A 22,406-nucleotide genomic window follows, 5' to 3' on the forward strand; every position below is an offset into this window, starting at 1 on the left:
CGTCACGGCTGAAATCCGTCCGGACGTGCCTTCGAGTTGCTCCTGTGTCAGTAGTAGGCTCACGCCGTTTGTTGACGCACATGTGTGCCCCTGGCCATAGCGCGGCCGCAGGGGGCCGATCTGGGGGAGGCCATGCGCTTTCGCGGGAAGTCCATCCGCCGGAAGATCGTGGCATTGCTGCTGGTGCCGCTCATTTCCCTGACCGCGATGTGGGGTTTCGCCACCTACCTCACCGGCCAGTCGGCCAAGGACCTCATCGACGTCGCGAACGTCGTCGACAAGATCGGCTACCCGATCGAGGACACCGCACGGGTCGTCCAGCAGGAGCGTCGCCAGACCCTCGTCTATCTCGCCGACCCCCGCGCCTCGGACGCGCTCGCCGCGCTGCGCCGCAGCCAGACGGCCACCGACGAGATGATCGCCAAGGTCGTCGAGAACGCGGAGCACCCGGACGTGCGCGAGGAGGTCACCGGCCAGTCGGCCGACCGGCTCGCGTCGCTCCTCGACTCCTTCGAGGGCATCGAGTCGCTGCGTCGCACGGTCGAGGAAGGCACGATCACCCGGGCCGGCGCGCTGAAGATGTACACGAAGCTGATCGACCCCTGCTACGGCTTCCTGATGACCCTGCACGGTCTCGACGACGTGAAGATGGACCAGCAGGGCCGGGCACTCGTCGGCGTCACCCGGGCCCGTGAACTGCTCTCCCGCGAGGACGCGTTGCTCGGTTCCGCACTGGTCGCGCGCAGGCTCACCAAGGCCGAGATCCGGGAGGTCTCCGACCTCAGGGCCCAGCGCACGCTGCTGTACGAGGTCAACCTCGCGCAGCTGCCGGAGGACGAGCGCGCCGGATACGAGCGGTACTGGAACGGCGCGGAGACGACAGAGCTGAGGTCCGCCGAGAAGGCCGTCGTGGAATCCTCGCCCGGCACCCCGCGCGCCGTCACGTCGGCGCGCTGGGACGCCGCTTCGGGCAAGGCGCTCAAGGATCTCGCCGAGCGCGACAAGGCCGCGGGCGACCGCTTCCAGGACCGCGTCGAGCCGGTGGCCGTCGGCGTGATCGTGCGGGTCGTCGTCGCGGGCGTGTTCGGTCTGCTCGCGCTCCTGTTCTCGGTCTTCATGTCCGTACGCATCGGCAGCAGCCTCATCCGTGACCTGCGCCGACTGCGCCTGGAGGCCCACGAGGCGTCCGGCGTCAGGCTGCCCGGCGTGCTGCGCCGCCTGGCTGCGGGCGAACAGGTCGACGTAGAGACCGAGGCACCGCGCCTGACGTACGAGAAGGACGAGGTCGGGCAGGTCGGCCAGGCCCTCAACACCCTCCAGCGCGCCGCGGTCGAGGCCACCGTCAAACAGGCCGACCTGCGCCGCGGCGTCTCCGAGGTCTTCGTCAACCTCGCCCGCCGCAGCCAGGTGCTCCTGCACAAGCAGCTCACCCTGCTCGACACGATGGAGCGCAGGACCGAGGACACGGACGAACTCGCCGACCTCTTCCGCCTGGACCACCTCACCACGCGCATGCGGCGGCACGCCGAGGGCCTCGTGATCCTCTCCGGCGCCGCCCCCTCCCGGCAGTGGCGCAAGCCCGTCCAGCTCATGGACGTCGTCCGCGCGGCCGTCGCCGAGGTCGAGGACTACGAACGCATCGAGGTGCGCCGTCTGCCGCGCATCGCCGTCACCGGGCCCGCGGTCGCCGACCTCACCCACCTGATGGCCGAACTCCTGGAGAACGCCACGGTGTTCTCGCCCCCGCACACCGCGGTGCAGGTCCTCGGAGAGCACGTCGCCAACGGCTTCACCCTGGAGATCCACGACCGGGGCCTCGGCATGGCGGCCGACGCGCTCCTGGACGCCAACCTCCGCCTCGCGGAGACACCGGAGTTCGAGCTCTCCGACACCGACCGCCTCGGCCTCTTCGTAGTGAGCCGCCTCGCACAGCGCCAGCGCGTACGCGTCTCCTTGCAGCCCTCTCCGTACGGCGGGACCACCGCCGTGGTGTTCATCCCGGAGACGCTGCTCACGGACGACGTACCGGACACGAACGGAATCGGCTTCCGCCTCGACCGGCCGCAGCCCAGGGAGGCCGTGGGCCGCGACGCCACCGGCGACAAGAAGGCCGCGCTCGGCCAGGTGCCCGTACAGCTGCCCGGCCTTCCCGCCTCCCTCCTCGACGGTCCCGTCGAGCTGGAGGCGCCGGTCGGCATGGCGGACCTCGACCCCTTCCCCGGCGCGCTCGGCGACCTCGACGACGCCGACAGCGAGCGCGGCGGCCTCTTCCGCCCGCGCCGCCGCATGGCCGGGGTCCAGGGGGACGAACAGCACCAACAGGCCCGCGACGAGCGGGAGACGGGCGAGCGCGAGCCGACCCGCCCCGACGACCTGCCCTCACGCGGCAACGGCGGCGGCAAGGGCAGCGGCTTCAGCGGCCCCGACGACGACGCGGCCCCCGGAGACCCCGTACAGCTGCCCCGCCGCAGGACCCCGAAGCTGGTCTCCTCGCACGGCCGCCCCGTGACGCACAACAGGCCCCGTGGCGCGGCGGAGGACGACGACGCGGCACCGGAGCGCCCCGAGCGCCCGCAGACCCCCGTGGGGCGCCCCCAGGGCGGCGCAGTGGACCGGGACCGCGGCAACGGCCGCCCCGCGGCCGAGCCCATCGACCTGCCACGCCGCCCCGAGCCGCAGTCCGCCTGGCCCGACCTCTCCCCGCCGCACCGCGACGTCACCGCGGCCGACGCCCCGCCGGACCTCCCGAGGCGCAGCCGGCGCACGGAGTCCCCGCGTACGGAGTCCCCACGTACGGAAACGCCGCGTACGGAGACCGAGCCTCGCGTCGGACCGGCGCCCACGCCCACCACCGCACCCGGCGGACTGCCCCGGCGTGTTCGCCAGGCCAATCTCGCCCCACAGTTGAAGGACGGTCCGGACCAGCGCACGGAGCGCGACCCGGCCCCGGCCGCGACCAGGCCGGAGGAGCGCGACGCCGACGAGGTACGCAGCCGGATGGCTTCGCTCCAGCGTGGCTGGCAGCGTGGTCGTGAAGAGAACGCCGCGGGCGAAGACGCCTCCGACGGCACAGCACCAGGAACGACATCTGAGGGGGACGGTCGATGACCGCACCGAAGGCCGACGCACGCATCGCCAGCACCGGGGCGGCGAGGGAGCTGAACTGGCTCCTCGACGACCTGGTGCAGCGGGTCGCCAGCATCCGCAAGGCGCTCGTGCTCTCCGGCGACGGCCTGCCCACCGGCGTATCGCAGGATCTGACGAGGGAGGACAGCGAGCACCTCGCGGCTGTCGCCTCCGGCTTCCACAGCCTCGCCAAGGGCGTCGGACGCCACTTCGAGGCGGGCAGGGTCCGCCAGACCGTGGTCGAGCTCGACGACGCCTTCCTGTTCGTCACGGCCGCGGGCGACGGCAGCTGCCTCGCCGTCCTCGCGGACGCCGACTCCGACGTAGGTCTGGTCGCGTACGAAATGACGCTGCTGGTCAAGAGGGTGGGTGTGCATCTGGGTACGGCGCCGCGCACCGACCTGCCCACGGGAGGGTAGCGGGAGGGTATGAGCGAAGACGGTCAGGGGACACAGGGGACGCATCGCTGGTTCGACGACGACGCCGGGCCCGTGGTGCGGCCGTACGCCATGACGCGCGGCCGGACCACGAGTCCGGCCCAGCACCGCCTCGATCTGATCGCGGTCGTCATCGCGGAAGCCCGCGCCGGTGACCCGGAGGCGGACAGGACGCTGTCTCCGGAGCACGTGGACATCGTCGGGCTCTGCCGTGACAGCCCCCAGTCGGTCGCCGAGCTGGCGGCCGAGCTGGACCTTCCCATCGGCGTGATCCGCGTCCTCATCGGCGATCTCGTGGACGACGAACTCGTCCACGTGACACGTCCCGTGCCCCCTGCGGAACTGCCGGACGAGAGTATTCTGCGCGACGTGATCAACGGCCTCCGGGCGCTCTGAACAGCGCGGAAGCGGGGAGTGAGACGTGACTGGCTGGCAGTTCTGGGTCGACAGGGGCGGCACCTTCACGGACATCGTCGCGCGGCGTCCCGACGGGCGTCTGCTCACGCACAAACTCCTGTCGGACAACCCGTCCCGCTATACCGACGCCGCCGTCGCGGGCATCCGTGAACTCCTGGGCGCCGCTCCGGGCGTCCCCGACGACACGGCGGACGTTCCCATCGACGCCGTCCGGATGGGCACCACCGTCGCCACCAACGCCCTCCTTGAGCGCAAGGGCGAGCCCACCGCCCTGGTGATCACCCGCGGCTTCGGCGACGCCCTGCGCATCGCCTACCAGAACCGCCCTCACATCTTCGCCCGCGAGATCGTCCTCCCGGAGCTGCTGTACGACCGGGTCATCGAGGCCGACGAGCGGGTCACCGCCGAGGGCGAGGTCCTGCGGGCGCCCGACCTGGAGCAGCTCGCCGGGCCGCTGCGCGAGGCCTACGAAGACGGCATCCGGGCCGTGGCGGTGGTCTGCATGCACAGCCATCTGCACCCCGCCCACGAGCGGGCGATCGCCGAACTTGCCGTCCGCACGGGCTTTCCGCAGGTCTCACTCTCCAGCGAGGTCAGCCCGCTGATGAAGCTGGTCCCGCGCGGCGACACGGCGGTCGTCGACGCCTATCTGTCGCCCGTCCTGCACCGCTACGTCCAGCACGTCGCCGACGAACTCAGCGGCGTACGGCTGATGTTCATGCAGTCGAACGGCGGCCTCACCGAAGCGGGCCAGTTCCGCGGCAAGGACGCGATCCTTTCCGGGCCCGCCGGCGGCATCGTCGGCATGGCCCGTATGTCGCAGCGCGCGGGCTTCGACCGTGTCATCGGCTTCGACATGGGCGGCACGTCCACGGACGTGTCGCACTACGCGGGCGAGTACGAACGGGTCTTCACCACGCGGATCGCGGGCGTACGGCTGCGCGCGCCGATGCTGGACATCCACACCGTCGCGGCGGGCGGCGGCTCCGTGCTGCACTTCGACGGCAGCCGCTACCGCGTGGGCCCCGACTCGGCGGGCGCCGCACCGGGCCCGGCGAGCTACCGGGGCGGCGGCCCGCTCACCGTCACCGACGCCAACGTCGCCCTCGGACGCATCCAACCCGCCCATTTCCCCCGGGTGTTCGGCCCCGACGGCGACCAGCCGCTCGACGAGACGCTCGTGCGTGACCGCTTCACCGCGCTGGCCGGCGACATCAGGGAACGCACCGGCGACGACCGCACTCCGGAGCAGGTCGCCGAGGGCTATCTGCGGATCGCGGTGGCCAACATCGCGGCCGCCGTCAAGCGCATCTCGGTCCAGAAGGGCCACGACGTCACCCGCTACGCCCTCACGACGTTCGGTGGCGCGGGCGGCCAGCACGCCTGCATGGTCGCCGACTCGCTCGGCATCCGCACCGTCCTCGTACCGCCCATGGCCGGGGTGCTCTCCGCGCTCGGCATCGGCCTCGCCGACACCACCGCGATGCGCGAGCAGTCCGTGGAGGCCCGCCTCGAACCGTCCGCGATGCCCCGCGTCCTGAAGACCGCCGACGACCTGGAGGAAGCGGCCCGCGCCGAACTCCTCGCCGAGGACGTGCCCGAGGACCGCATCCGCGTCACACGCCGCGCCCAGCTGCGCTACGACGGCACCGACACCACGCTCACTGTGGAGCTCGCCGAGCCGGACAGCATGATCCGCGTCTTCGAGGAACGCCACCGCACCACCTACTCCTTCACCCTGGACCGCCCCGTCGTCGTCGAGGCGCTCTCCGTGGAGGCCACCGGCCTGACCGAGCAGCCCGACCTCTCCGTGCTCGCCGGTGGCACGCACCGAGGCGCTCCGGAGACCGTCAGCCTGCACACGGGCGGCGCCTGGCGCGACGTACCCCTGCACCGCCGCGAGGAGCTGCCGCCCGGCGAGACCGTCGACGGACCCGCGATCATCACCGAGGCCAGCGCCACGACGGTCGTGGACGACGGCTGGCAGGCGGCCATGTCACGCGAGGGGCACCTGGTCATGGAACGTGTGGCGGTGCCCGAGGGTTCCGCGGCGAGCACCGCGGCCGACCCCGTCCTCCTCGAAGTCTTCAACAACCTCTTCATGTCGATCGCCGAACAGATGGGCGCCCGCCTGGAGTCCACGGCCCAGTCGGTCAACATCAAGGAGCGGCTCGACTTCTCCTGCGCGCTCTTCGACCCGGACGGCAACCTCGTCGCCAACGCCCCGCACATCCCGGTGCACCTGGGCTCGATGGGCACCAGCGTCAAGGAGGTGATCCAGCGCCGCGGCAGCGGCATGCGGCCCGGGGACACCTACGCGGTCAACGACCCGTACCACGGCGGAACCCACCTCCCGGACGTCACCGTCATCACACCGGTCTTCGACACTCCGGGGGAGCGGGTCCTGTTCTACGTGGCCTCGCGAGGGCACCACGCGGAGATCGGCGGCATCGCCCCCGGTTCCATGCCCGCGAACAGCCGCGCCATCGAGGAGGAGGGCATCCTCTTCGACAACTGGCTCCTTGTGGAGGGCGGTCGCTTCCGAGAGGACGAGACCCGGAACCTGCTCACCGACGCCCCCTACCCCTCCCGCAACCCGGCCACCAACCTCGCCGACCTGCGCGCCCAGATCGCCGCCAACCAGAAGGGCGTCGACGAAGTCGCCCGCATGATCGAGCACTTCGGGCTCGATGTCGTCCAGGCGTACATGAGGCACGTACAGGACAACGCCGAAGAAGCGGTACGCCGTGTCATCGACGCCCTAGAAGAGGGCGAGTTCGCATATCCAACCGACTCGGGGGCCGTCATCCGGGTCCGCGTCTCGGTCGATCGCGAAGCCCGCTCGGCGACCATCGACTTCACCGGTACGTCCCCCCAGCTCCCCACGAACTTCAACGCACCCTTCGCGGTGGTCAACGCCGCTGTCCTGTACGTCTTCCGCACCCTGGTGGCCGAGGACATCCCGCTCAACGACGGCTGCCTGCGCCCCCTGCGCATCATCGTGCCGCCGGGCTCCCTGCTCGCCCCCGAGCCGCCGGCGGCCGTCGTCGCCGGGAACGTCGAGACCTCACAGGCGATCACCGGCGCCCTCTACGGAGCCCTGGGCGTCCAGGCCGAGGGCTCCGGAACGATGAACAACGTCACCTTCGGAAACGACCGCCACCAGTACTACGAGACGGTGGCCTCGGGATCCGGGGCGGGCGACGGCTTCGACGGGGCGTCCGTCGTCCAGACCCACATGACCAACTCCCGGCTCACCGACCCCGAAGTCCTCGAGTGGCGCCTGCCCGTGCTGCTCGAGGAGTTCGCGGTGCGCAGGGGCAGCGGCGGCGCCGGCACGTGGCGCGGCGGGGACGGGGCCGTGCGCCGCATCCGCTTCCGCGAACCGATGACGGTCTCCACGCTCTCGCAGCACCGCAAGGTGGCGCCGTACGGCATGGCGGGCGGCAGCCCCGGAGCGCTCGGCACAGGCCGCGTGGAGCGTGCCGACGGCAGCGTCCAGACGCTGGAGGCCAGCGACCTCGCGGACGCGGGCCCCGGCGACGTACTCGTGATCGAAACCCCGGGCGGCGGCGGATACGGCCCGGCCCCGCGCGACACCCCTGACACCACTCATCCAGGAGAAGCGAGCGATGATCTTCAAGCGTTCTGAGCGCGGCAAGGCCCCCGTCGAGCCGGTCACGCTGAAGATCCTCGTGGCGGGCGGCTTCGGCGTGGGCAAGACGACCCTTGTCGGCGCCGTCAGCGAGATCAAACCGCTGCGCACCGAGGAACTGCTCAGCGAGGCGGGCCGCCCGGTCGACGACACCAGCGGCGTCTCGGACAAGCACACCACCACCGTCGCCATGGACTTCGGGCGCATCACCCTCCGCGAGGACCTGGTCCTGTACGTCTTCGGCACCCCTGGCCAGGACCGCTTCTGGTTCCTCTGGGACGAGCTGGCCACCGGAGCGCTCGGCGCCGTGGTCCTCGCCGACACCCGCCGCCTGGAGGACTGCTTCGCGGCTGTCGACTACTTCGAGCGCCGCTCCATACCCTTCGTCGTCGGCGTCAACTGCTTCGAGGGCGCCTCGCGTTACCCCGCCGAGGCCGTGCGCCAGGCGCTCGACCTCGACCCCGGCGTCCCCGTGGTGATGTGCGACGCGCGCGAGCGGCAGTCCGTCAAGGAAGTGCTCATCGGAGTGGTCCAGCACGCGATGGAGGCCGCCGCCGCGGCCAGGGAGCCCGCGACGACGTGAGCGCGTGAAGGCGTGCACAGCCACGGCCCGTACCCCCGCCGACCGGGGTACGGGCCGCGGTCATCCTCGGCTCGGCTCTCGGCTCTCGGCTCAGCTCGCGCCGTCCTCGTGCCAGCCGAAGCTCCGCTCCACCGCCTTGTGCCAGTTGTGGTACTCGCGCTCGCGCGCATCCGTGTCCATCCCCGGCGTCCACTCGACGTCCTGCTGCCAGTGCGCCTTCAGCTCGTCGAGGTCGTTCCACACGCCGGTCGCGAGCCCGGCGGCGTACGCGGCGCCCAGACACGTCGTCTCGGAGACCTTCGGCCGGATCACCGGCACCCCGAGAACGTCCGCCTGGTGCTGCATCAGCAGATTGTTCTTGGTCATGCCGCCGTCCACCTTCAGGGTCTGCAGCTGCACCCCGGAGTCCTGGTACATGGCGTCGACGACCTCACGGGTCTGCCAGCTGGTCGCCTCAAGGACGGCGCGTGCCAGATGCGCCTTGGTCACGTACCGGGTGAGCCCGGTGACGACGCCGCGCGCGTCGGAGCGCCAGTAGGGCGCGAAGAGACCGGAGAACGCGGGCACGATGTACGCGCCGCCGTTGTCCTCCACGCTCGCGGCCAGCGGCTCGATCTCGTCGGCGCTGCGGATGATGCCGAGCTGGTCGCGGAACCACTGCACAAGGGCGCCGGTGATCGCGATCGCCCCTTCGAGGCAGTAGACGGGCGCCTCGGAGCCGATCTTGTAGCCCATCGTGGTGAGCAGCCCGTTCTTCGAGGGGACGGGCCGGTTACCGGTGTTGAGCAACAAGAAGCTGCCGGTTCCGTACGTGTTCTTGGCCGTCCCCGTGTCGTAGCAGGCCTGCCCGAAGATGGCCGCCTGCTGGTCGCCGAGCGCGGAGGCGACCGGCACACCGGAGAGCTGCCCGACCGCGGTGCCATAGACCTCGGCGGACGACCTGATCTCCGGAAGGACCGCCTCCGGGACGTTCATCGCGGCCAGGATCGACTGGTCCCACTGGAGGGTGGCCAGGTTCATCAGCATGGTGCGCCCGGCGTTGGTGACGTCCGTGACGTGCACGCCGCCGTCCGTGCCGCCGGTGAGGTTCCAGATCAGCCAGGAATCGATGGTGCCGAACGCTATCTCGCCGCGCTCGGCGCGCGCCCGGAGCCCGGGCACGTTGTCGAGCAGCCAGGCGGCCTTGGGCCCGGAGAAGTAGCTGGCAAGGGGCAGCCCGGTCTGCTCCCGGAACCTGTCCTGGCCGTCCGCGCCGCCCAGTTCGTTGCAGAGGGCCGACGTCCGGGTGTCCTGCCAGACGATCGCGTTGTGCACGGGTTTGCCCGTGGCGCGGTCCCACAGGACCGTCGTCTCGCGCTGGTTGGTGATGCCGAGGGCGCTGAGCTGGTCGGCCCTGAGCCCTGCCTTGGCGATCGCTCCCGCGACCACGGCCTGCACCTTGGACCAGATCTCGGTGGCGTCGTGCTCGACCCACCCCGGCTTCGGAAAGATCTGGCGGTGCTCGCGCTGGTCGACGGCGACGATCTCGCCCGCGTGGTTGAAGATGATGCAGCGGCTGGAGGTGGTGCCTTGGTCGATGGCGGCGACGAACTTCTCGGAGTTGTCCGGCATGGCTACCCCTAGCGTCAGAAGGCTACGTTGTAGATGAGACCTGCGAGCGCTCCGCCGATCAGCGGCCCGGCCACGGGGATCCAGGCGTAACTCCAGTCGGACGTCCCCTTGTTCGGGATCGGCAGGAACGTGTGCACGATGCGCGGGCCCAGGTCGCGGGCCGGGTTGATGGCGTAGCCGGTGGGCCCGCCGAGCGAGAGGCCGATGCCGACGACCAGGAACGCCACGATCAGCGTCTGCGTGCCCGACTCGCCGAGCCCCTTGGTGAGCCCGAAGGCGAGGATGGGCAGCACGAGGGCGATGGTCGCGATGATCTCCGTGACGAGGTTGGCCGCCGTGTTACGGATCTCCGGGATGGTCGAGAAGATGCCGAGCGTCGGCGTCGGCTCGTGCGCACTCGTCACCTTGTCCTTGACGCTGCGGGAGACGTTGGCGTTGAACTGCGCGTAGTACACGAGGTACGCGAGAACGGCGCCGAGCATCGCGCCGACCATCTGCCCGAGCAGATAGATCCAGACCTTGCCCCACTCCTCGGTGTCGATCGCGATGCCGAGGGTGACCGCGGGGTTGAGGTGACCACCGGAGAGAGGCCCCGCGGTGTACGCGCCGGCGAGCACGCCGAAGCCCCATCCGAAGGCGATGACGACCCATCCGGAGGCTTTCGCCTTCGAGTGGTTCAGGGTGACGGCGGCGCACACGCCGGCGCCGAAGAGAATCAGGATCGCGGTGCCGATGATCTCACCGACGAAGATGTCCCCATTCGAGTACATGGCGGCTCCTAGGGCCTCGCCCGGGGCGGTGGCCCCGGTACTCCGTGCTGGGTGCGTTCCACGACTACTGCCTGGCCGTGCCCGGTGACTTCAGCCGAAGGCAGGGGTGTCCCGCGCCCCGCTCGGCTTCCATGGCGAGCGTGCCGTCGCAGTCGAATCGCCCAGAGGGGGATGACCCGCTGAACAGGCCGTTCGTGCAGACCTTCGCGCGTACAGGGGCCCTGAGTGGCGAGGAGCCGAAGTGCGGCGATGCCGACTGACACCGGAAGTGTTCACCGGTGGTGATGGAGCGTCAAGGTCGCGGACGGCAACGGTTAACCGGCGTGTGCCCTTCCCCCGTGAGGCGCCCGTGGTCTTTCCCCGCGTCGGGCCGGGGAGAGCCGGTGACAGTACTCAGCGCACGGCGACGACCGAGGAGCCGTGCCCGAACAGCCCTTGGTTCGCGGTGATCCCCGCGCGCGCCCCCGCGACCTGGCGCCCCCCTGCCGTGCCCCTCAACTGCCATGTCAGCTCGCACACTTGGGCGATGGCCTGCGCCGGTACCGCCTCTCCGAAGGAGGCGAGTCCTCCGCTGGGGTTGACCGGTATACGCCCGCCCGGAGCGGTCGCCCCCTCCCGCAGCAGCTTGGCCCCCTCTCCCTCGCCGCAGAGCCCCAGATCCTCGTACCACTGCAGTTCGAGCGCGGTGGAGAGGTCGTAGACCTCCGCCACGGAGAGCTCGTCGGGTCCGATGCCCGCTTCTTCGTACGCGGCGTGCGCGATGGAGGCGCGGAAGGTCCCGTCGGCCGGCGCCACGGCTGCCGCGGAGTCCGTCGCGATGTCCGGCAGGTCCAGGACGGTGTTCGGGTACGTCGGCGTCACCGTGGACACGGCCCGGATGCGCACCGGGCTTGTCGCGCCGTGCCGCCGCGCGAACTCCATGCTGGAGAGCACGAGCGCCGCCGCTCCGTCGGAGGTCGCGCAGATGTCGAGCAGCCGCAAGGGGTCGGCGACGACGGCCGACGCGGCCACCTCGTCGGCGGTGACGGTCTTGCGGTAGCGCGCGTTCGGATTGAGCGCCCCCGCTGCCGCGTTCTTCACCTTGACCTGGGCGAAGTCCTCCAGTGTGTCGCCGTGCACCGCCATCCTGCGGCGTGCGTACAGGCCGAAGTACGTGGGGTTGGTGGCGCCGAGGAGCCGGAACCGCAGCCAGTCCGGGTCGTCGTGCCTGTCCCCTCCGGCGGGCCGGAAGAACCCCTTGGGCGCCGCGTCCGCCCCGACCACGAGGACGACGTCGGCGAGGCCCGCGAGGATCTGTGTACGCGCCGTGTTGATCGCCTGCGCCCCGGACGCGCACGCCGCGTACACGCTCGCGACCCGCGCGCCCTGCCAGCCGAGCGCCTTCGCGAACGTCGCCCCGGCCACGTAACCGGGGTAGCCGCCGCGCACCGTGTCCGCGCCGACGATCGAACCCACGTCGTGCCAGTCGACACCGGCGTCGGCGAGCGCCGCGCGGGCCGCCGCCGTCCCGTACTCGATGAAGCTGCGGCCCCACTTGCCCCAGGGATGCATGCCCGCGCCGAGCACCGCCACCTCGCTGGTCATGCGCCCACCCCCACCGGCCGCCAGTACCACGTCGTCGCTGCTTCTTCCCGGGCCCCGCCGCCCTCGTCGAGCACGCCGGGGACGACCTCTACCTCCATTCCGACCTCCAGATCGGCGACGGTGACCCCCGGAACCGACTGACCGAGCACCACCATCCGCTCCGCCTCCAGCTCCACAGCGATCAACGTGTAGGGCTGCCAGGGAAGTTCCGGATCGGACACATAGGGCGCGGGCGGGCGATAGCGGCTGTCCGTGTACGACCAGACGCGACCGCGCGGGGAGAGCGGCACCTCGTCGAGGTCACCGCCCGAGCAGCCGGGATTGCGGCAGAAGCCGTCCTCGCGGGGGAAGAAGACACTGGCGCAGGCCGAGCAGCGCGTGCCCAGTAGGCGGAAGTTGTCTCCCTCCCCGGCGAACCAGCCGGTCACCACGGGAGTACGCGTACGCGACAAGGTTCCTCCACGGCACTGGATCTGACGGAACGTCAGAAGTGTGCCACGGGCAACCGGATCCCGTCAGTAGCCCGGCACCCGCTACTTCCCCTGCAGAGAGCGGCGCGCCACGGGGAAGTCGAAGTAGGTGTCCGGGAAGAGCTCCGGCTTGTAGGTGAAGTGCCACCACTCCTCAGGGAGGTTCACGAACCCGACCTTGGTCAGCGCGCCCCGTAGCAGATCGCGGTTGGCGCGCTGCTCGCCGGTGATCCGGGGATCGTCCGTGTGGGAGAGGGTGTCGAAGCAGTCGAAGCCGGTCCCCATGTCCACGGAGTTGTCGGGGAATCGCTCCTCCTTGGGCCCGAAACAGGGCGTGAGGGGCTCTCCGGGGACGTACGGACGCGTCGGCAGGGCCGGCAGCTTCACGACCGTCAGATCAAGCGTCGATCCACGGCTGTGCCCGGACTTCGCCGCGATGTAACCGTCCTCGAACAACCGCGACTTGTCGACATGGGGATAGAACTCCGCCTTCATGCGTACGTCGCCGAGATCCTCGGCCCAGCGCACGAACTGGTCGACCGCCCGTTGCGGCCGGTAACAGTCGTACACCTTCAGGGAGTAGCCCTTGCGCAGCAGTGTCCGCTGCGCCTTGTGCAGGGCCTTCGCGGCGGGCTCCGTGAGGATGCACATCGGCTTCCTGTAGCCGTCGATGGGCTCACCCACGAAGTTGTGCGGGGTGAGGTACCGCATCTCCTGGATGATCGTCGGGTCGACGTCGCGCAATGCCACGAACTCATCGGGAGCCTTGGGTTCGGGCTTGGCGTGGGCGGGCGCGGGGGCGGCGGCCACGGCGGCGAGAGCGGTGGCGGTGACGGCGAGATTCCGCAGCGCGGGGGCAAGTCCTGTCATGAACCCTGCATCTATCAGGATCCGGCCCCGGAGGAAAAGACCGCCGCCGGAGGAGAAGCCCGCCACCGGAGGAAAAGGCCGCCCCCGGAGGAGAAGACCGCCCCCGGAGTATCGGGCAGAGATCGGATACAGTCCGCGGCGTGTCCGCAACCCAGCACCGCGCCGAACCCGCCCCGGGCTCCCACTGTTCGAGCTGCGGGGCGCCTTACGGGGACCGCCTTTCCACCTGGCCCCGCACTTGCGCCGCCTGCGGCACGGCGGCCTACCGCAATCCGCTGCCCGTGGCGGTGGCCCTGCAGCCCGTCTACGACACCAAGGGCACCGCCCTGGTCGTCGTGACCCGGACCATCGCCCCCGCGCGCGGGGGAGTGGCTCTGCCCGGAGGATTCATCGACGACCGGGAGGACTGGCGGGACGCCGTGGTCCGCGAGCTGCGGGAGGAGACCGGCATCGGCGCGGCGAGCCGTGACGTCCGCCTCGTGGAGGCGCTCAGCGCACCCGACGGCTACCTGCTGCTCTTCGGCCTCCTGCCCGAACGCCCGGCAACCGAGCTGCCGGAGCCCGCCCCCACGGGCGAGACCGAAGGCTGGCACCTGCTGCACCGCCCGGCCGAACTCGCCTTCCCCCTGCACACCTTGGCGGTCCGCGCCTGGTTCGAAGGGCGCTACATCTGACGCTGCGAGCTTCCCCGCACCGTCACCCGCAGCCCGACATCGCCCGCCGCCTCCGCGGCGTCCTCGACGGACCGGCCGTCCCGCTCGACCACCACACGCCCTCCGGCCCACCGCGTGGCGAACCGCTCGATCTCCGGCTCCTCCCACCCGTCACCCGCGTCCCTGACCACCAGGCCGCCACCCGTACGCCCCGGCACCGGCGCCCACACCTCCAGCTCGAGCCCACCGTCGGCGCCCCGCACCGGCAGTACGGCGCCGGCCCGCGCGAGCACAGGGATGCGGGACAGCGGAGCCTCCAGGAGCACACGGGCGGGCCCCTCGTACGCCTGGCCGGTCGCTGTGTCGTACCAACGGCCCGCCGGCAGCCGCACCGTGCGGCGGACGGCCCCCGGCTCGAACACCGGAGCCACCAGCAAACAGTCCCCGAGCAGAAACGCGTCCTCGCAGTCACGCAGCGCCCGGTCCTCCGGACTGCCCCACCACAAGGGCCGCACGTACGGCGTTCCGGTACGCCGCGCCAGATGCGCGAGCGTCACGAAGTACGGCAGCAGCCGCCGACGTTCGACGAGCGCCACGCGCGCGTGCTCCAGCACTTCGGGACCGAACTCCCAGGGCTCCCTGCGCCCGGCCCGCAGCGCGGCGTGCGTACGGAACAGCGGCAGATACGACCCGAGCTGGAACCACCGCAGATACAGCTCGGGCGACGGACTGCCGTCGAACCCGCCCACATCAGGACCCGAGTACGGCACGCCGCACAGCCCCAGACCGAGGACCAGCGACAGCGACGCCCGCAGGCCCGGCCACCCCGTGGCCACATCCCCGGACCACGTCCCTCCGTAGCGCTGCATTCCCGCCCACCCGGAGCGCGAGAACAGGAACGGCCGCTCCTGGGGGTGCAGTTCGGCAAGACCCTCGTACCCGGCGCGCGCCATGCCGAGGCCGTACACGTTGTGCGCCTCGCGGTGGTCGCCGCCGCGGCCCTCCAGGGAGTGCCGGGCCGAGCGGGGCAACGTCGGCTCCCCGAAGGCGGCGAAGGACACAGGCTCGTTCATGTCGTGCCAGAAACCCGCGAACCCCTGAGCGAGCCGCTCCTTGTAGAGGCCGCCCCACCACGCACGCACGCGCGCGTCCGTGAAGTCCGGATACACCGCCTGGCCCGGCCAGACGACCCCGTGCACCGTCCGCCCCGCGGCATCCCGCACGAAGGCGTCCGTAGCCCTCCCGCTGTCGTAGACCTCATTGCCCGGCTCGGCCTTCACCGCCGGGTCGACGATCGACACCATCCGCACGCCGTCCCTGAGCAAGTCGTCGGCGAGCTGCGGCAAGTGGGGATAGGTCTCCTTGTCGACGGTGAACACCTGATGCGCTTCGTAGTGATCGATGTCCAGATGAACAGCGTCCAGCGGCAGCTCCCGCTCCCGGTACCCGGCGACGATCCGCCGCACCTCACGCTCACTGCCGAAACCCCACCGCGCGTGATGGTGCCCGAGCGCCCACGCGGGAGGCAGCGCGGGCGGCCCCGTGAGCGAGGCCCAGGTGTGCAGCACGCGCGCGGGCGTGCCCACCATCACCCAGCACCGCAGCGGCCCGCCGTCCATGCGTACCTCGCACGAACCAGCCCTGTCGTGCCCCGACCCCGCACCCTCCTCGCCCTCGCGCACTGCCACGCTGCCGTCCCACGTGTTGTCGTGGAACACCAGATGGCAGCCGACATCGGCCACGACGAGCTGCACGGGCATGGTGATGTACAAGGGGCCGTCGCCAGGCCCGAACGAACGCCCGGGATCGGTGTTCCACAGGCGGTACGTGCCGTTCCGCAGCCGGGGCCCCTGCGCGCGCCCCCCGAGACCGAAGAACCGTGCGTCCGCCGCCACTTGCGACCGCTGCAGCCAGCGCGCGGCGCCGTCACCCGACTCCCACCAGCGGGGCGGCAGATCACGGCGCAGCATCAGACCGCCGGGCGTCCGCAGTTCCACGGCGCCGAGCCGCGACACGACCACCGTCGCCCGCTCCGACACCACACGCCAGCCGCCCTCCTTGTCAGGCTCGAGGACGGCCCGCGGGTCCGCCTCGGGGCTCCCACTGACAAGCGCGTACGAGGGATCGGGCTGCGCACCGTCCCAGCCCCAGAAGATGGCCCCGCCCGTCGTGACCCGCACCCGCAGCTCGGAACGGGCGAACCGCACCACCCCGCCCCCCGGCCCCGGCTCTACCCCTGTCACCGGACCCGGCACCCGCGCGCGCTCGACACCCCGGGGGGCGAGCCCCGCCGCGTCCACCCGCCGCCTACGCCAAGAGGACCGCACCGCACGCAACCCCTGCGCCGTACCGACCAAGCTGACCGCCTTCATCGAACGCACCAGGTCACGACCGTTCATGCTGCTCACCCTGCCACCGAAGAAGCCACGCGTGTGGATCGTTCAACTGCCGTTCACCTGGAGTGAGGGCACATAGTCGCCGCGCCGACTGTGTGAGGCACACCCTGGTGTCGAAATCGATCACGTGGCATCGTCCCTGTCAGCCGTGTCGCGCGCACAACCAGCACGCGCGCACCCACACGCATACGACGCGTAAAGCCCGGGAGCCGCCCCATGTCCTCAGCGAACCCCTCACCGCTCTGGCAGCCCGACCAGGAACGGATCGCCGCCGCGCAGATCACGCGGTTCCAGGCATGGGCCGCCGAACGCCACGGAGCACCCGCCGACGGTGGCTACGGGGCACTCCACCGGTGGTCCGTCGACGAACTGGACACGTTCTGGAAGGCCGTGACCGAGTGGTTCGACGTGCGGTTCTCGACGCCCTACGCGCGCGTACTCGGCGACCGCTCGATGCCGGGCGCCGCATGGTTCCCCGGAGCCACGCTCAACTACGCCGAACACGCACTGCGCGCCGCCGAGGACCCCACGCGCACGAGCGACCCGGCTCTCCTCCATGTTGACGAGACCCATGAGCCTGCCGCCGTGACCTGGGGCGAGCTCCGCCGCCAGGTCGGCTCCCTGGCGGCGGAGCTGCGCACACTGGGCGTACGCCCCGGAGACCGCGTCAGCGGCTACGTCCCGAACATCCCGCAGGCCGTCGTCGCTCTCCTGGCCACCGCGGCCGTCGGCGCCGTCTGGACCTCCTGCGCCCCCGACTTCGGCGCACGCAGCGTCCTCGACCGCTTCCAGCAGGTCGAACCGGTCGTCCTGTTCACCGTCGACGGCTACCGCTACGGCGGCAAGGAACACGACCGCCGCGACGCCGTCGCCGAGCTGCGCCGCGAACTGCCCACCCTGCGCGCCGTCGTCCACATCCCACTGCTCGGCACCGAAGCCCCCGAAGGCGCCCTGGAATGGGCAGCCCTCACCGCCTCGGACACGGCACCCGTCTTCGAGCCGGTCCCGTTCGACCACCCGCTCTGGGTGCTCTACTCGTCCGGCACGACAGGCCTGCCCAAGGCCATCGTCCAGTCCCAGGGCGGCATCCTCGTCGAACACCTCAAGCAGCTCGGCCTGCACTGCGACCTGGGCCCCGACGACCGCTTCTTCTGGTACACGTCCACCGGCTGGATGATGTGGAACTTCCTCGTCTCCGGCCTCCTCACCGGCACCACGATCGTCCTCTACGACGGCAGCCCCGGCTATCCCGACACCGGCGCCCAGTGGCGCATCGCCGAACGCACGAAGGCCACGCTCTTCGGCACATCGGCGGCGTACGTCATGGCCTGCCGCAAGGCGGGCGTGCACCCGGCCCGCGACTTCGACCTCTCCACCGTCCAGTGCGTCGCCACCACCGGCTCCCCGCTCCCGCCCGACGGATTCCGCTGGCTGCACGACGAGTTCGAGGACACCCCGGGCGGCCTGTGGATGGCCTCGGTCAGCGGCGGCACGGACGTCTGCTCGTGCTTCGCCGGAGCGGTACCGACCCTGCCCGTCCACATCGGCGAGCTCCAGGCACCCGGCCTCGGCACGGACCTCCAAGCCTGGGACCCCCAGGGCAAGCCCCTCATCGACGAGGTCGGCGAACTCGTGGTCACCAACCCGATGCCCTCCATGCCGATCCACTTCTGGAACGACCCGGACGGCAGCCGCTACCACGACAGCTACTTCGACACCTACCCCGGCGTCTGGCGCCACGGCGACTGGATCACCGTGACCTCGCACGGCTCGGTCGTGATCCACGGCCGCTCCGACTCCACGCTCAACCGCCAAGGCGTACGCATGGGTTCGGCCGACATCTACGAAGCCGTGGAACGCCTCCCGGAAATCCGCGAATCCCTCGTCATCGGCGTCGAACAACCCGACGGCGGCTACTGGATGCCCCTCTTCATCCACCTCGCCCCCGGCGCCACCCTCGACGACGATCTCCGCGACCGCATCAAGCAGACGATCCGCGCGCAACTCTCCCCGCGCCACGTCCCCGACGAGGTCATCGAGGTCCCCGGCATCCCGCACACCCTCACGGGCAAGCGCATCGAGGTCCCGGTCAAGCGGTTGCTCCAAGGCACGGCACTCGACAAGGCGGTCAACCCCGGCTCGGTGGACAACCTCGACCTGCTCCGCTTCTACGAGGAGCTGGCCCGCAAACGCTCCTGATTCCCGGCCCAGCGGCCGTTGTCAGTGCTCGCAATTACTCTGAGTGAGCATTGATCGACGTACCGCAGGGGGAATCATGGCTCGCACTCAACACACCACCATGCGACGCGCACTGCGCCGCGAAGTCGCCGGCACCATCGGCCTCCTGGCCGACGAGGTCGACTTCGCGGCGATGCGCCGCTACCGCACCTTCACGTTCGACGACCACACGGCCTACCTCCGGCAGGCCGAAGGCCTCCTCAGGTCGCTCGCGTCCGACGGCGGACACACCACCATCGCCCTCTTCGACCCCGAGGAGTACGAGGAGTACTGCGCCGAGACCGGCCTCGACCCCGACGCCCCGGCCAGCCGCACCCGCTTCACGGCCGAACTCGCCGCCACCGGGCCCACCGTGCCGTACGACGGCCAGCCCCTCGCCGAGCTCCTCCCCGATCTCGTCGACGAGGCGGTCCGCCAGGCCACCTGGGAGTACGCGACGTTGCTCCTGGCCCGGCTCGGCTCCTGCGCGGTCTGCGGCGAGGACATCGGCCGAGCCGCCTTCAACCGCGCATCGGACCTGCTCGTCCAACTGCTCGACACTTCGGTCCCCGGCACCCGGCACCTCGTCTGCAGCGTCCCCGCGGCTCCGGAGACACTCCTCGCCGCACTGCACGCGGCACGGGACGCCGAGGGCAACGCGGAACTCGACGAGACCGAAGCACTGGAGTTCACCACGGTCCTCGCGGTGGGCATCGCCACCCACAGCGCCGCGGGCGTGGTGATGCGCAGCATCGCGGACGGAGAACGCGACCGCGTCCAGGGCTGGCGCCTGCACGGCGAGCGACTACTGCCCCTCACCGCCGCCGAGGTCTTCGACGCCTACTGCACCGACGCGGTGTCAGGCGACCTCGTCGCCCCGGAATCAGGCGTCGACTACTGCGCCGCACCGACCATCGGTGACGACGACCCCGGAGGGGGACACCGGCACTGAACGCCGAGGGGCGCCCCACCCTGTCGGATGGAGCGCCCCTCACACACCTGGTTCCGGCTACTCGCCGGACAGAACCGCCTGCGCGGCCTTCCGGGCTTCCTCGGCGCTGTCCGCGGCACGCGCGGCAGCCGCCGCACGCTCGCACTGGGCCAGCGTGTACTTGCCCAGCGTCGCCCGCACGTAAGGAATGGACGCCGCACCCATCGAGAGCGAGGTGACACCGAGACCGGTCAGCACACACGCGAGCAGCGGGTCGGAGGCCGCCTCGCCACACACACCACAGCTCTTGCCCTCGGCCCTGGCCGCCTCGGCGGACAGCGAGACCAGGTCGAGCAGCGCGGGCTGCCACGGGTCCTGGAGCCGGGACACAGCGCCCACCTGACGGTCGGCCGCGAAGGCGTACTGCGCGAGGTCATTGGTGCCGAGCGACAGGAACTCGACCTCCTGGAGAATCGAGCGCGCCCGCAGAGCGGCCGACGGAATCTCCACCATGGCCCCGAACTTGGCCTGCAGCCCCGCCTCACGGCACGCGTCGGCGAACGCCTTGGCGTCGATACGGTCGGCGACCATCGGCGCCATGACCTCGAGGTAGACCGGCAGCCCCTCCACGGCCTTGGCCAGCGCCGTCAGCTGCGTACGCAGCACATCGGGGTGCTCGAGCAGCGACCGCAGCCCGCGCACACCAAGGGCCGGGTTCGGCTCATCGCCGGGAGTCAGGAAGTCGAGCGGCTTGTCGGCACCGGCGTCGAGCACACGCACGACGACACGGCCCTCGGGAAAGGCCTCGAGCACCTTGCGGTACGCCTCGACCTGCTTCTCCTCAGACGGAGCCTTGGTGCTGTCGTCGAGGAAGAGGAACTCGGTCCGGAAGAGACCGACACCCTCGGCCCCTGCCTCCACCGCGGCCGGCACGTCCGCGGGCCCGCCCACGTTGGCCAGCAACGGCACCTTGTGGCCGTCGGACGTCGCACCGGGGCCGGTCGACGCGGCGAGCGCGGCCTTGCGCGCGGCGGCCGAGGCCTCGAGCTCACTCCTCTTCTCCGCACTCGGCTCGACGAAGATCTCACCGGTGCTGCCGTCCACGGCGACCACGGTGCCCTCGGCCAGCTCACCCGCCCCCGGCAGAGCGACGATCGCGGGCACACCGAGCGCCCGAGCGAGAATCGCGCTGTGGCTGGTCGGCCCGCCCTCCTCGGTGACGAAGCCGAGCACGAGCGCGGGGTCGAGCAGCGCGGTGTCCGCCGGCGCGAGGTCACGCGCGATCAGCACGTAGGGCTCGTCGCTGTCCGGCACACCGGGCATCGGAACGCCCAACAGACGGGCGACGATACGATTCCGCACGTCATCGAGGTCGGCGACGCGACCGGCCATGTACTCACCGGCGCCCGCGAGCAGCTCGCGGTAGTGCGAGAACGCGTCGTAGATCGCGCGCTCCGCCGAGCTGCCGACGGTGACGCGGCGGTCGACGTCGGCCATGAGCTCGGGGTCCTGGGCGATCATGGCCTGCGCCTCGAGCACGTGCTGTGCCTCGCCGCCCGCCAGATGGCCACGCGCATTCAGGTCGGCGGCGACAGCTTCCACAGCCTGGCGAGCGCGCCCCTGTTCGCGCTCGGCCTCCTCCGCGGGAATCTGCTTGGCAGGCGGCTCAAGCACCGCCGTCCCCATGTGCCGAACCTCGCCGATCGCCACACCGTGGCTCACGCCGACGCCTCGCAGCGTTGTCTCCATTTCACCCGTCTCCGATAGAGCGACGGGCCCAGCCGCCGCGGTGGATGTCCTACCTGCCGTCAGGGACGGCGATGACGTCACTTCCAGCTGAAGAGAGCGTCCCCAGCCTTCACGTCGCCATCCTCCACGAGGCCGGAGAGGGACTCGGCAGTGGCCTCAAGTGCCACGATCGGGCAGATCGGAGACTTGCCGGCCGCCTCGACGCCCGCCGGGTCCCAGCGCACGATGGACTGACCGCGCCGCACGGTGTCACCCTTGTTGACGAGCAGCTCGAAGCCCTCGCCATTGAGCTGGACGGTGTCGATGCCCAGGTGGGTGAGGACGCCGTGACCCTCGTCGTCGACGACGACAAAGGCATGGGGGTGAAGCGATACGACGATGCCGTCAACGGGGGCGACAGCCTCGGAGGGCTCACGCGCGGGGTCGATGGCCGTGCCGGGCCCGACCATCGCGCCGGAGAAGACGGGGTCCGGTACAGCAGAGAGCCCGATGGCGCGTCCTGCAAGCGGGGACGTCACGCTGGTCATGGCAAGCCTCCCAGGGGGTGGAGATACGTAGCCGTCGTCACTACCTGTCCTGGACGACGCACTGTTCAGAAGAGTAAGTCATAAAAAGTCCCGGTTCCGCGTGAGAGGTCCCGGATGACTGAGTAGGGGCACTGCACAAACGATTTGCGCCCGCCCCAACGCCCGATGTACAGTCGGAGACCTGCCTGAGGCAAGCGGCGCGATCGAGCGTCCGGGACTCGGCGGCATCTATCAAGTCAGATCCTAATCCCTGGGTCAGCTTCTGCGTGCTCGCAGATGAGTGGTCAGGGAGCCGGGAAAGTCCTGATAGAGTTTGGAACCGCCGGAAAGGGAAACGCGAAAGCCGAAAGGCAGGAGCGGGAACCGGAAAGGCACCGAGGAAATCGGACACGAAAGAGTCTGATAGAGTC

At 70.7% G+C, this 22,406-nt stretch carries 16 protein-coding genes; 8 read left to right on the forward strand and 8 right to left on the reverse strand.

Translation table 11 applies throughout. The features are described 5' to 3' along the window. The first annotated feature begins 132 nt into the window (after positions 1-132). The 5 genes from ACWGI2_RS37785 to ACWGI2_RS37805 are packed head-to-tail and all read left to right on the forward strand — an operon-like array spanning position 133 to position 8,218. The gene (locus ACWGI2_RS37785; protein ID WP_453700372.1) at positions 133-3,108 is read left to right on the forward strand and encodes a nitrate- and nitrite sensing domain-containing protein; all 2,976 of its coding nucleotides are present in this window, start codon (positions 133-135) and stop codon (positions 3,106-3,108) included. Beyond that, the gene (locus ACWGI2_RS37790) at positions 3,105-3,545 is read left to right on the forward strand and encodes a roadblock/LC7 domain-containing protein (protein ID WP_453700373.1); all 441 of its coding nucleotides are present in this window, start codon (positions 3,105-3,107) and stop codon (positions 3,543-3,545) included. Before ACWGI2_RS37785 ends, ACWGI2_RS37790 begins: the two co-directional genes overlap by 4 nt. Positions 3,546-3,554: 9 nt before the next feature. Next, positions 3,555-3,959 carry a DUF742 domain-containing protein gene (locus ACWGI2_RS37795; RefSeq protein WP_190084953.1) on the forward strand — a complete coding sequence of 135 codons (405 nt, stop codon included), beginning with the start codon at positions 3,555-3,557 and terminating at the stop codon, positions 3,957-3,959. 25 nt (positions 3,960-3,984) lie between these two features. Then, positions 3,985-7,632, forward strand: coding sequence for a hydantoinase B/oxoprolinase family protein (locus ACWGI2_RS37800; RefSeq protein WP_453700374.1), 3,648 nt, complete (start codon positions 3,985-3,987; stop codon positions 7,630-7,632). Next, entirely contained in the window at positions 7,613-8,218 is a 606-nt protein-coding gene (locus ACWGI2_RS37805) for a GTP-binding protein (protein ID WP_160503682.1), read from the forward strand. Before ACWGI2_RS37800 ends, ACWGI2_RS37805 begins: the two co-directional genes overlap by 20 nt. A gap of 90 nt (positions 8,219-8,308) precedes the next feature. On the opposite strand, the gene glpK is transcribed toward ACWGI2_RS37805, so the two are convergent. The 5 genes from glpK to ACWGI2_RS37830 all read right to left on the reverse strand — a co-directional run bounded on the left by glpK (position 8,309) and on the right by ACWGI2_RS37830 (position 13,523). Beyond that, positions 8,309-9,829, reverse strand: coding sequence for a glycerol kinase GlpK (gene glpK, locus ACWGI2_RS37810; protein WP_453700375.1), 1,521 nt, complete (start codon positions 9,827-9,829; stop codon positions 8,309-8,311). 14 nt (positions 9,830-9,843) lie between these two features. Further along, positions 9,844-10,599, reverse strand: coding sequence for an MIP/aquaporin family protein (locus ACWGI2_RS37815; protein ID WP_453700376.1), 756 nt, complete (start codon positions 10,597-10,599; stop codon positions 9,844-9,846). A gap of 393 nt (positions 10,600-10,992) precedes the next feature. Beyond that, complete coding sequence (locus ACWGI2_RS37820) at positions 10,993-12,183, reverse strand: lipid-transfer protein (RefSeq protein WP_453700377.1); 1,191 nt, start codon at positions 12,181-12,183, stop codon at positions 10,993-10,995. Continuing rightward, entirely contained in the window at positions 12,180-12,614 is a 435-nt protein-coding gene (locus ACWGI2_RS37825; RefSeq protein ID WP_453700401.1) for a Zn-ribbon domain-containing OB-fold protein, read from the reverse strand. The genes ACWGI2_RS37820 and ACWGI2_RS37825 overlap by 4 nt, the downstream gene beginning before the upstream one ends. Positions 12,615-12,716: 102 nt before the next feature. Beyond that, complete coding sequence (locus ACWGI2_RS37830) at positions 12,717-13,523, reverse strand: M15 family metallopeptidase (protein ID WP_453399623.1); 807 nt, start codon at positions 13,521-13,523, stop codon at positions 12,717-12,719. A 140-nt stretch (positions 13,524-13,663) separates the two neighbouring features. Here ACWGI2_RS37830 and ACWGI2_RS37835 point away from each other — a divergent pair, with 140 nt between their 5' ends. Beyond that, the gene (locus tag ACWGI2_RS37835; protein ID WP_453700379.1) at positions 13,664-14,197 is read left to right on the forward strand and encodes an NUDIX domain-containing protein; all 534 of its coding nucleotides are present in this window, start codon (positions 13,664-13,666) and stop codon (positions 14,195-14,197) included. Here ACWGI2_RS37835 and ACWGI2_RS37840 read toward each other — a convergent pair. Further along, complete coding sequence (locus ACWGI2_RS37840) at positions 14,188-16,575, reverse strand: glycoside hydrolase family 31 protein (RefSeq protein WP_453700381.1); 2,388 nt, start codon at positions 16,573-16,575, stop codon at positions 14,188-14,190. The genes ACWGI2_RS37835 and ACWGI2_RS37840 overlap by 10 nt on opposite strands. 213 nt (positions 16,576-16,788) lie before the next feature. On the opposite strand from ACWGI2_RS37840, the gene ACWGI2_RS37845 reads away from it, so the two are divergent. Then, complete coding sequence (locus tag ACWGI2_RS37845) at positions 16,789-18,771, forward strand: acetoacetate--CoA ligase (RefSeq protein WP_453700383.1); 1,983 nt, start codon at positions 16,789-16,791, stop codon at positions 18,769-18,771. 76 nt (positions 18,772-18,847) lie between these two features. Beyond that, on the forward strand, positions 18,848-19,741 hold the full coding sequence (locus tag ACWGI2_RS37850; RefSeq protein WP_453700385.1) for a hypothetical protein: 894 nt from the start codon (positions 18,848-18,850) through the stop codon (positions 19,739-19,741). Positions 19,742-19,798: 57 nt separating this feature from the next. Here the strand turns inward: ACWGI2_RS37850 and ptsP are convergent, their stop codons facing one another. Both ptsP and ACWGI2_RS37860 read right to left on the reverse strand, forming a co-directional pair. Beyond that, entirely contained in the window at positions 19,799-21,469 is a 1,671-nt protein-coding gene (gene ptsP / locus ACWGI2_RS37855) for a phosphoenolpyruvate--protein phosphotransferase (protein WP_453399628.1), read from the reverse strand. A gap of 77 nt (positions 21,470-21,546) precedes the next feature. Continuing rightward, the gene (locus tag ACWGI2_RS37860; RefSeq protein ID WP_453399629.1) at positions 21,547-21,996 is read right to left on the reverse strand and encodes a PTS sugar transporter subunit IIA; all 450 of its coding nucleotides are present in this window, start codon (positions 21,994-21,996) and stop codon (positions 21,547-21,549) included. Between the last annotated feature and the right edge of the window lie 410 nt (positions 21,997-22,406).

This window comes from Streptomyces sp. NPDC054866 (assembly GCF_053610745.1).